General features: G+C 44.7%; 6 protein-coding genes and 1 pseudogene. All 7 read left to right on the top strand.

What is annotated here, in order from left to right; translation table 11 throughout:
* Positions 1 to 686 precede the first annotated feature (686 nt).
* Positions 687 to 824: pseudogene (locus tag IAE55_RS33725) on the top strand (IS110 family transposase); the annotation flags it as partial.
* An 86-nt stretch (positions 825 to 910) separates the two neighbouring features.
* Positions 911 to 2059 (top strand): copper amine oxidase N-terminal domain-containing protein, encoded by a 1149-nt coding sequence (locus IAE55_RS04405; protein WP_200631068.1) that lies wholly within the window; start codon positions 911 to 913, stop codon positions 2057 to 2059.
* A gap of 359 nt (positions 2060 to 2418) precedes the next feature.
* Complete coding sequence (locus tag IAE55_RS04400) at positions 2419 to 3057, top strand: TetR/AcrR family transcriptional regulator (RefSeq protein WP_145164475.1); 639 nt, start codon at positions 2419 to 2421, stop codon at positions 3055 to 3057.
* A 106-nt stretch (positions 3058 to 3163) separates the two neighbouring features.
* Positions 3164 to 4531, top strand: coding sequence for a serine hydrolase domain-containing protein (locus tag IAE55_RS04395; protein ID WP_200631066.1), 1368 nt, complete (start codon positions 3164 to 3166; stop codon positions 4529 to 4531).
* A 1307-nt stretch (positions 4532 to 5838) separates the two neighbouring features.
* The gene (locus IAE55_RS04390) at positions 5839 to 8502 is read left to right on the top strand and encodes an FIMAH domain-containing protein (RefSeq protein ID WP_325168599.1); all 2664 of its coding nucleotides are present in this window, start codon (positions 5839 to 5841) and stop codon (positions 8500 to 8502) included.
* A 684-nt stretch (positions 8503 to 9186) separates the two neighbouring features.
* Positions 9187 to 10143 (top strand): ABC transporter permease, encoded by a 957-nt coding sequence (locus IAE55_RS04385; protein WP_200631061.1) that lies wholly within the window; start codon positions 9187 to 9189, stop codon positions 10141 to 10143.
* 27 nt (positions 10144 to 10170) lie between these two features.
* Positions 10171 to 11067 carry a carbohydrate ABC transporter permease gene (locus tag IAE55_RS04380; RefSeq protein ID WP_105442849.1) on the top strand — a complete coding sequence of 299 codons (897 nt, stop codon included), beginning with the start codon at positions 10171 to 10173 and terminating at the stop codon, positions 11065 to 11067.
* Positions 11068 to 11085 lie beyond the last annotated feature (18 nt).

Below are 11085 nucleotides of genomic sequence, written 5' to 3'. Positions count from 1 at the left end.
AACGGAGAAAGAAATCTCCGATCTGACTTTCTCGGTTATGGCGATCAATGCTTGGAACCGGATCAACGTGGCCTTTAAACAAGTGCCTGGGTCGGCAGACGCCGCATATGGATTAAGTAAAGCAGGTTTGAGCTAATCGGAAAGTTAATGGGGTTAAAGAAAAATGAGCCGATGTTTCGGCTCTTTTTCTTTTTTGCGAACATGCCACATAACCGGCAGCCATTGCCACAAAAGAATTTCTTCTACTGTGGCAAGGGAGCAAATTTAAGTGCCAGTGGATTTCTATAGATGAAATTCATTTATAAGTTGAAGAATTAGAAGAGCTATTAAGCTAAGCTAAGTGAAACTGCCAACTTATACCAACGGGTAGGTAGAACGAGTGAAAGTAAAACTAAGCTTGTCGGAGGACAAGAACATATTCCCATTGAAAGTCGCTATGTTAGCGGCTTTTTTGTTTTATCGGTACAAGTTCTTGTCCCGACCCCAGGACAAGAACTTGTACCGATTGCCGTAATGGACAAGAACATGAGCCGATTACCGATAAGCTCTTTAAGCTAACAGGCAGCATTTCTATAACGCAGAAATATCAGGTATAAGAAAGAAAAAGACTCCTTGGTAAAATTGTTTTGGGATCCCGGTAGCTGGCCAGCGAACGGATACCAAAACAAAACCAAAAAGAATACTACATGAATTCTACTCAAAACGAGCGAATAACTCAAATCACATCAACGACTCTCATAGTCGGGGTGAATATCGCTAAGTCTAAGCACGTGGCTCGGGCCCAGGACTTCCGGGGAGTCGAAGTTGGAAAGCCGGTAACTTTCGGGTAATTCCAGTAAATTACGTGTATAATACAGATTATACATATATTGTTAAATTAAAGCTAATATACAAAAAGAGAGGTGTATTTATGAAGTCAAAGCTTTTTCTTTTATTAACTATTGTTTCTTCCACATTATTTTTTTCCTTAATGGGTACGATTGAAGCAGAGAGTATTCAAACTAAAAATGATACGAGTACTGATTTTAAAAACACGATGGTTCTTTCCCTGGACAGTTCCGTGGCATTAATCAATGGTCAAAAGGAATCGGCTGTAAAACCGATTGTTAAAGATGGCAGAACATTAGTGCCACTTCGTTTGATATCTGAAGGATTTGGTGCAGTAGTAGATTTCAATACAAAAAGTCAGTCCTTTCGCATTCAGTATTCAAATAAAACAATTTTAATGAAAATAAAAAATAAAAACATCATTATAGACGGTAAAACCGTTGCTATGGATGTACCTGCAAACATCTACAATGGCTCAACCTATATTCCTCTAAGATACATTGGGGAGGCTCTGAACAAAAAAGTAGTATATCAAAAAAGCACTGAAACTCAGCCATATAGACTTATTATTATAAGGGATGTCAATACTTCAACGATTGAAGAGTCCAAACTAATTCGCCTCTATGGGCTGACCTACGAAGGTAAGAATGTTATTTATAGTGATAAATATTTGGTTGTAACAAAAGAGAACAATAAATTACGGGTAAGCAATGATTTCTATACGTTCAACGACTTTAGTTATCATGTAACAAATGACGACAAGAACACAGTTCATCTTGGAGATATTTGGTTCAAAACTGAGAAGAGTGACTTCTATCTGAATTATGACTACAATACAACGCAAAAATTTATTTTATATCAGGTAAATGGAGAATCGATTTCAAGAGTAGCTACTGAAAAGTTGCCTATAAAGTCGGTAAAAACATATTTAAGCAATGTCTATTATCTAACTCAGTATCAACGTGGCTTGGAAGATGCCGATCAAACAACCAATTTGAAATATGCAACACACAATAATGGACAATGGTCTTCAGAATATTTAGGTAAGCATGGATTTTATTATGGGTTTGATACCTTAGGTAAGGTCTATGATTGGACCATTGATAAAGATGGGATCTCTACATTCGGTTATCAACGTGCTGGAAATCTAAGTTCAGATGAAAGAAAAAAAACGTTTGGACAGTACAAAATCAAGCTGAGTGGGCATCAACACGAGCTTTCGAAGCCATAATGAATTACCATCTTGAGTAAAATTGGTTACCCAAGAGTTTGCCGCAAGGCAAGTTACAATTGATTAGGGCTCGAAGGTCTGCTGTCGAAGGACAAGAACATAGTCCCATTGAAAGTCGCAATTTTAGCGGCTTTTTTGCTTTTATCGGTACAAGTTCTTGTCCCAAGCCCATGACAAGAACTTGTACCGATACGGATTCCCATTACAGATGCAGTTTTTAGACAGATGCAGTTTTTAGCATTTTATAATACATGCAATATCACTTTCTTGACTTGACAACAAAATACTTGCACCATAAACTTACAATGTAAACTTATGGTGTAAGTATTTAGGTACAAACAACACAAGGAGAAGTATATATGGAAAAAATAGATCGAAAACGATCTCTAACTCGGGAAAAGGTACTAAAAGCTGCTTTACAATTGATTGATCAAGAAGGTTTAGAAAATTTTAGTATGCGGAAACTGGGATTAGCATTAGGCGTTGAAGCAATGTCCCTTTATAATCACATCGCAAATAAAGAAGAGTTGTTTGATGGAGTTATTGAATTTCTTTTATTACAAATACCATTCCCAGAAACATCAAATTCGTCGCCGTATGATGATTTATGGGTATTTGCACATGATTTTCGTAATGTCCTACGTGCACATCCACGTGCACTGCCTTTGTTTGCATCACGTCCATTACGAACTCCTGCATCCCTGTCCATTTTGGAACGTCTCCTTGCTACTCTCCAACGTGCAAATATATATGGAGCTCACGCGATCTATGTATTAAATGGTATGGTTGGTTTTATTATTGGTCATGAGCTACTTGATGTAGGTTCAGTCCTTTTTTCTGGTATGAAGCCAGAAGGGTCTTATTCAAAATTGTGGCAAGATATTCCCGGAAGCAAGTACCCCGTTCTCCATAATTTGATGTCAGACCTTGAATACGTGAATCCAGATCAACAATTTTCCTTTGGTTTACAAGCACTTTTGAAAAGGTTAAATGAGTAAATGACTATGACTCAGCTTTCAGTATTCCACCCAAAAATATCACTAGAGAGGTTTGATTTTGAATAATGGCGCCACTATTAACCTCAATAAGGAGGAGAAAATCAACATGGCTAATTTCGACTTTGCCCATTGGCAAAATCGTATCGATGAGTTACGTGCTATTAATCATGTTCCTGGTGCATCATTAGCAGTACTTGTTAACGATGAAATTCACGAATTGGCGAGTGGTATATTGCATCGTGGAACGGGTGTAAGGGTAACGACAGACTCAGTATTTCAGGTTGGTTCGATAACCAAAATTCATACTGCAACAATGGTAATGAAATTGGTTGAATCAGGTGAACTAGACTTAGATGCACCAGTAATAGATGTATTACCAGAGTTTGAAACGGCAGATAAGATCGCTACTAAAACCATCACTATTCGACAATTGCTCAGCCATACGAGCGGTTTAACCTGTGATTTTACCCATGATACGGGACGTGGTGATGACTGTTTAGCACTTTATATTGAGGCCAGTAAAAACATAGCTTTGGATTGTCCACCCGGCAGGACAATTTCCTATAGCAGTGTTGGATACAACGTGTTGGGACGTATTATTGAAGTTGTAACAGGACAAACTTGGGACAATGCACTTAAGGATAGATTGTGTACTCCACTTGGACTAAATCGTACCGTTACATTACCAGAAGATGTATTGCGATTTCGATCGGCAATAGGTCACATTGGACTACCAGGTCAAGAGCCAGAACCATGTCCAACTTGGAATCCATTACCCCGTTCATCTGGTCCTTATGGCGGTGTTCTCTGTGCTTCTGCTGCGGATATTGTACAATTAGCAAAAATGCATATAGATGGAGGAATAGCTTCTGATGGAACTCATTTTTTGAAATCAGAGACGATATCTGCCATGCAAACACGTGAAGTCAATTGTGTTGATAAATGGACGTTTAGCTCCGATGGTTGGGGATTAGGATGGGCATTGTATGATTGGGATGGCGTTTTTGGATTCGGTCATGATGGTGCTACGATCGGACAGTATGGTTTTTTACGTGTAGCACCAGAATCAGGAGTTGCGATCGTCTTATTGACGAATGGTGGGGGTGCACAGCAGCTTTATTCTTCCTTATTTAAAGAACTTCTAAATGAGCTTGCAGGTATTAAAATGCGAGATTCCTTCGCTCCCCCCAAAAAAACGATCTCTGTAGATTTCAAACCGTTTATCGGCAGTTACAAGCGAGAAGGCATTGTTATCTCCATCACAGAACGAAACGGTAAACCATACTTTGTAGGGGAATTTGTTGATGGTATGAAAGGATTTGCACCTCCGCTAGAGACGAATCTCGTACCAGTATCCGATACAGCATTCGCTGCATTCTTTGGGGAGAATTGGCTACCTGTTGTGTTCTCTACTTTTTCAGACGGTACCGAATTTGTTTTACTTGGGATGCGAGTCGCTCAAAAGATTAAGTAATACCTCCGGGTGCAGGGAACCGAAGTACAACAAGAGTAACGGTGTTGAAGGACGTCATCCCCCCTAGGGCAGTTTCGAGCCTTACGTTAATACCTGTTCATACCGATTGCTTGCGGTAACCTGGAAGGACCCGTCCGACGCGGACTTGGCTGTGATTACCCTCCGCTGGAACGTAAAGGGGTTAAGCGGAGCTCAGCGAACCGGTCGAGATGTCGAAGGGAACCGAGTCGTTCGGAACGGCTCAGGTAATCGGAGAAGGGACGACAAGAAATTGTGTAGGATTCTAATTCTTCACAACCATTAAGGAGTATCAATGAATATTATAGCATTTTCCATTTGATGCAAGCATTGATAGTAATATAATCGTTGAGTGCTATCCCTCGATAACGGCCGACAGTCGGGCAACCCATGCGAAGTTCTACTTGGGACGCGCTGCGACATCCTTGGGGAACATCGCGATTCACAAAGACTAGGAGGGGCGAACGCTTAATTGAATCCGAACAGGAGGACCGGCCGGCCAAGGAGGGCCAATATCCACACCAGCCTGACGTGATGATGATATCTGTCGAGGGACAAGAACATAGCCCATAGAAAGTCGCTAATTTAGCGGCTTTTTTGTTATATCGGTACAAGTTCTTGTCCCGAGTCAAAGACAAGAACTTGTACCGATTGCCGTAATGGACAAGAACATGAGCCGATTACCGATTAGATAAGTATCTAACTATATCACCTACGACAGTACATTCATACGTTTATGTATTTTCTACCCATTTAGCAATTTCCACACAACATTTTCCTCTTTATAGATTCATGCGCTGGGTTAGGTAAGTGGCAGCAGCAGAAAATCAACAGCCTATGGAAATATGTAGCTTTACTAAAAAGTAAAGCGGTTTTTATACTAAAGAGCCTACGAAGTCTGATGCTCGCTTGGAGTTGGTGAATTGCACAATAAACTAACCAACCACAGAGCGAATGACCGTAATGGCAATAAAATGAGGATCATGGTGATAGCAATCGTGATGGCCGTGATCAAGAGGGGGGGATTGAGCAGTAACCTGACATCGATCGAGATTTACGTATGATCTTTACTGTACCAGGCAAAGGAACTAGAGCATGAGCAGGTTTAAAGATGTATAGTCCCAACCTTTGACGAATCAATTTAAAGCGCTTTCAATCATCATAAGAAACGGGGGATTACATTAATGTCAAAAAGGATTGTTTACGCAAAAAGAAGCGCTATATCCATTCTTTCACTCATGTTGGTTATGGTATCGCAATGGTGGCTCGCGGCTCCGGCAGATGCACGAGTGGACAAAGCGTTCGGAGAGCCGGTCTCCATCGGTTCCCCGATTGAGACCGTAGCTGTTTTTGACGCGGCTTTCGGAAACGAAGATGGCCGAGATGTCATGTATACGACGGTAACTGGCAAGCCGGCCATATTCCAGGTGGTAGATCTGGTGAGCAGGGAGGTGCTGCGCAAATTCAGGCTTGAAGGAACCGAAAGCTCCTGGACGCATATCACTCTGCCGGACGGTACGGTCTATATTGGCGGTAACGGTAAGCTGTATACGTATTCGCCTGTAACGAAGGAGCTGCGCGACCTGGGCGGGATTGGAGAAAGTGTCGTATACGGACTGACGTATGACGAACAGGGCCGGGTATATTTCGGTTCTTATCCAAATGCCAAGGTTGGACGCTACGATCCCTCCACCGGCGAGATGAAGGATTACGGCAACGTAATGCCTGGTCAAAGTTATACCCGGGCCACAGCCTATCATAATGGATATCTATATGCAGGTATCGGTATTCAGGGAAGCCTTGTAAAGGTGAACGTGGATACGGGGGAAAAGGAACAAATTCCGCTACCGACATATGGTGGTGCGGTGGAGACTGCGCAAGTGTATCAGCTTGATGCAGCAGGTAAGTATATCGTAGCTGGCTTAAGCGGAGGGAATAATGCTCTGCTGTTCTATGACACTGAAGCCGGGGATTGGAGTGATACCTATTTTTTGGACAATAAGGGAATTCGATTATCGTTTGGCGAGCCGGGCAGCAACAAAGTATATTTCGTACAGAACAACCGGTTGATGGAGCTCGATCTCATCACAATGGACGCGGTTGACACCGGAATCGAATATACCACCTACCTTCGCAATACCGCGTGGGTCGAGATGACGAACGATCCGGAACTCCCGGGAAAATCGCTGGCTACCGTCATGTGGTCGGGAGCGGTGGCTTACATGAATATGGAGACGAAGAAGGTAAAGTCGGTTACCTACCCGTTCTCCGGTAATCCGATTCCGATTCAGACGCTGGAGAAAGGGCCGGACGGCAAGCTGTATATGAGCGGTTATCCGGGTGGGAAAGGGGCTGCATATTCCCCGATTTCCGGTGAAATTGAAACCTTCTCTTTAGGACAGGCGGAAGGCATGGCTGCACTCGGTGACAAAATGTACTTCGGTCTTTATCCGGGAGGCTACATCCGGGAGCTGGATGTGAACCAGCCGATTCAGGATGGAGTCAATCCGAAGGCGATATATAAAATTCCTCACGAGGACAGACCGTTCGCCATGACGTCTGGCGAAGGTAAGCTGTTTATTGGCACGATTCCGGACTACGGAGAACTCGGCGGCTCGCTGACCGTGTATGATCCGTCACGCGGTCCTGAACAAGGATTTACTGTCTATGAGGACGTTGTACACAACCAGTCGATCGTCGGCCTTGCCGTCCACAACGGAAAGCTTTACGGTTCGACTACCATAGCTGGCGGCCTTGGAATCGATCCGACGGAGACAGCGGCCAAAATATTTGTATGGGATATCGCCAGTGGAAGGAAGCTTCAAGAATTCGTTCCCGCCATCCCGGGTGCATCCGTTCAACCAAACATGATTGGCGGACTAAGTATCGGTCCTGACGGATTGCTCTGGGCAGCGGCGGATGGGACGATCTTCGCCATGGATCCGGAGACAATGGATATCGTGAAAAGCGCCAATATTTATCCGTCCGTATCCAATTATGGAAGATGGCGTCCGGTTCACATCCGGTGGAGCGAAGACGGCTACATGTTCACGACGCTTGCGGGCAGGATAACCATAGTCGATCCAAAAGATCCGGAAGCTGCGGTCACGCTCTCGTCAACGCAATTGATGACACTTGGCGAAGACGGGCATATCTATTATTCAGATGATACATTACTTAAAAAAATCGAAGTGACGAAGGGAAGCGGAGCTGTTCACATCCCGATCGAGCTCCCTCTATTGAACGGAAGCTTTGACCAGCCTCTTGATTCCGGCGTGATCCCGGGCTGGAGCTCCTTGTTTAATATAACGCCAAACGTGTCTTTTGGGCTGAGTGATGAGCAGACCGTAAGCGGGCCGAGTAGCCTGAAGATAACGGATACTTCCACGACGGAAACGGTTGCGGTCGCATCCGATTCCGTTCCCGTGAAACCGGGTACGGCGTATTCGGCGAGATTCCAGGTTTACTTGCAGGAAGGACGTACCCTCGCTTCATTGAATTACTATGATGCCAACCATAAGCAAGTCGGCGGGACTTCGCTTCAAATTACCGCAGGAAACGGAAAATGGCAGCAGCTTGAGATGAGCACCGTTGCTCCGGAGAATGCAGCTTACGTCAGGCTGGTCTTTTTCTGTTCCCAGTTATGGATGACGAAGGCGTATTATGATGATGCATCCATAACCTATATGGAGACGGTCACGCCGGATCTGCTGCCGGAATTAATCGAATCTCGAATCGATCAAGGTGAGATACAATACCCGCTGTCGAAGCAGCTTTCTAATGCAATCCGTCAAGCACTGTTTCACTATGGAGAGGGCCGCCTCGAACAAGCGGTTCATCAGTTGGAGAATGCACTGAAGCATCTGGATCGTTCGGGGGAAGGAGACATCGAGGAAGAAACCCGGATATACGTTCAAAGCGTAATTCGCGCGTTCACCCAATCCTGGCGTTAAATAGATAAACGGATCAATTATCGTTGATCCAATGAAGAGAGCTGGAATTCACCCTTCCATGCTCTCTTTTTTGTACGAGCTCAGTTGTGTCGAGGGACAAGAACATGGTCCCAATGAAAGCCGCTATTTTAGTGGCTTTTTTTGTTTTATCGGTACAAGTTCTTGTCCCGAAGAAAAGACAAGAACTTGTACCGATTGCCGTAAAGGACAAGAACATATCGATTGTCGGGGGACAAGAATAACTCCAGCTGGATTGGTCAAGGTAATGATCAGATTGCCATTAAGGGAATGCCTGCACGGTGGGACGAAATCATTCAGAAATACGGCGTTCGGATTTCTTCTGGTGGTTACATACGACGAGGAGATTGAGCTTGGGGGAGATAAAAAAGTGCCCTCAGCTGCTTAAGCCGAGAGCACTTCAGTGTTTATTCGCTTTACCCAATTCCCCTGTAATGTTGTTACTTAAAGTTCTTTCAAACTTCGAATGCTTATGTTTCCCATGATTGCTCCTCCTAAAGTGAGTATTAAAATTTTTATGGTATTCCATGGTTCTAATCAACTTATGAACCACCCTATAGGAAGTTCGTTAGATTTTGATACTCGAGTGGGTTATTGATATATATAGCGCTTTCATTCCTGATTATAATGAGTGTCAGACAGATAAATAAACCAAGGAGGATTAAGATGAGTACCAGCCTTACAGAAACTGCGAATTCTGCGCCTATAAGAAAGCGGTTCCAAATCAAGGATAAATATACACTCTTCTTGACGGCGTTGCCCTTTCTTGTACTCGTATTTTTATTCTCGTATTTTCCTCTCTACGGGTGGATTTACGCGCTGTATGACTATCAACCGGGCATTCCGCTGGCGAAAACGGACTTCGTCGGGTTGCAATGGTTTACTGCTATGGTATCGGATAAGGTTCAACGGGTTGAGATGTTCCGGGTTCTGCGGAATACGTTCGCCATTAGTTCACTTGGCATCGTGACTTCGATACTTCCCGTCATCTTAGCGATTCTTCTGACGGAGGTACGGAATTCGAAGTTCAAGAGGATCGTTCAGACCTTGACGACTTTGCCGAACTTTATTAGCTGGGTATTGGTCTATTCCTTCGCATTCATGCTGTTCTCGGTTAACAACGGCTTTCTCAATCACTTTTTGATGAACCTCGGTTGGATTAGTTCGCCGACGAACATCCTCGCCGACGACAATCACGTGTGGCTCGTGATGACGTTGTGGGGAGTGTGGAAAGGGCTCGGATGGGGCGCGATCATGTACATCGCCGCCATTACGGGCATCGATTCGGAATTATATGAAGCGGCCAGAGTAGACGGTGCGAACCGTTTCCGCCAGGTCTGGCACGTGACGGTGCCAGGCATCATCCCGACGTACTTCGTGCTCCTGATTTTGTCGATTGCGAACTTTATCAATAACGGGCTCGAGCAATATTTTGTGTTCGCCAATGCCTTGAACATGAACCATATCGAAGTGCTCGATCTGTACGTGTATAACATTGGCATGGGGAACTCCAACTTTGGGTTTGCAACCGCCGTCAGCATCATGAAATCCATCGTCAGTCTGTTCCTGCTGTTCGCGGCCAACGGCATGTCCAAGCTCATCCGCGGCCAAAGCATCATCTAAGACGAGAGAGAAAGGAAGAAGAGACCCATGGCGACCAGGCAAAGATTTACCTTGTTCGACGCTTTAAACTACACGCTGCTCGGCTTGTTCACATTAGCCTGTTTCTTTCCGTTCTATTATTTGTTTATCAATACGATCAGCAACAACGACATAAGCAGTAAAGGGCTGGTCATGTTCTGGCCGAAGGGGTTCCAGCTGTCCAACTATGAGCATGTTTTTCAAATTCCCGGCCTGGGAATGGCTGCAATCGTATCGATCGGACGTACCGTGATTGGCACGGCATTGACGGTTGCGGCATCCGGCTTGCTTGGGTTCCTGTTCACGAAGAATCAAATGTGGGGGCGCCGGATATGGTACCGATTCATTATCGTAACCATGTACTTTAACGCCGGTCTGATTCCATGGTACCTAACGATGCGCAATCTCGGACTAACCAACAACTTCCTTGCTTATATTCTGCCTGGGATCGTATCCCCATTCTTCATTATTTTGGTCAAAACATACGTAGAGTCGACGCCGATTGCCCTGCAGGAGTCCGCACAGATCGACGGGGCGGGACACTTAACGATCTTTTGGAAGATCGTTATGCCGCTCATTAAGCCGATCCTGGCTACCATCGCGATCTTCTCTGCCGTCGGCCAGTGGAACCAGTTCCAAGACACGCTGTTTCTTGTGACAGATCCGAAGCTCTTCACGCTTCAGTTCATTCTGTATCGATACTTGAACGAGGCTTTGTCTGTCGCCGAACTCATGAAACAAGCGATGAGCGGGGGAGGAGCGGTGGCTAATCTGGCTTTGCAGCCGACGCCGACTTCAATCCAGTCGACGGTGTCGATGATTGTCGTGATTCCGACATTGCTCGTCTATCCGTTTTTTCAGCGGTATTTTGTGAAAGGTCTCATGATCGGCGCGGTTAAAGGGTAGCGTACCGATCTGATAAGC

The organism is Paenibacillus sp. S28 (assembly GCF_016624415.1).
Classification (GTDB): domain Bacteria; phylum Bacillota; class Bacilli; order Paenibacillales; family Paenibacillaceae; genus Paenibacillus_AQ; species Paenibacillus_AQ favisporus.
Note: the sequence above shows the minus strand (reverse complement) of the source record. Positions and strands in the feature narration are given on the sequence as shown.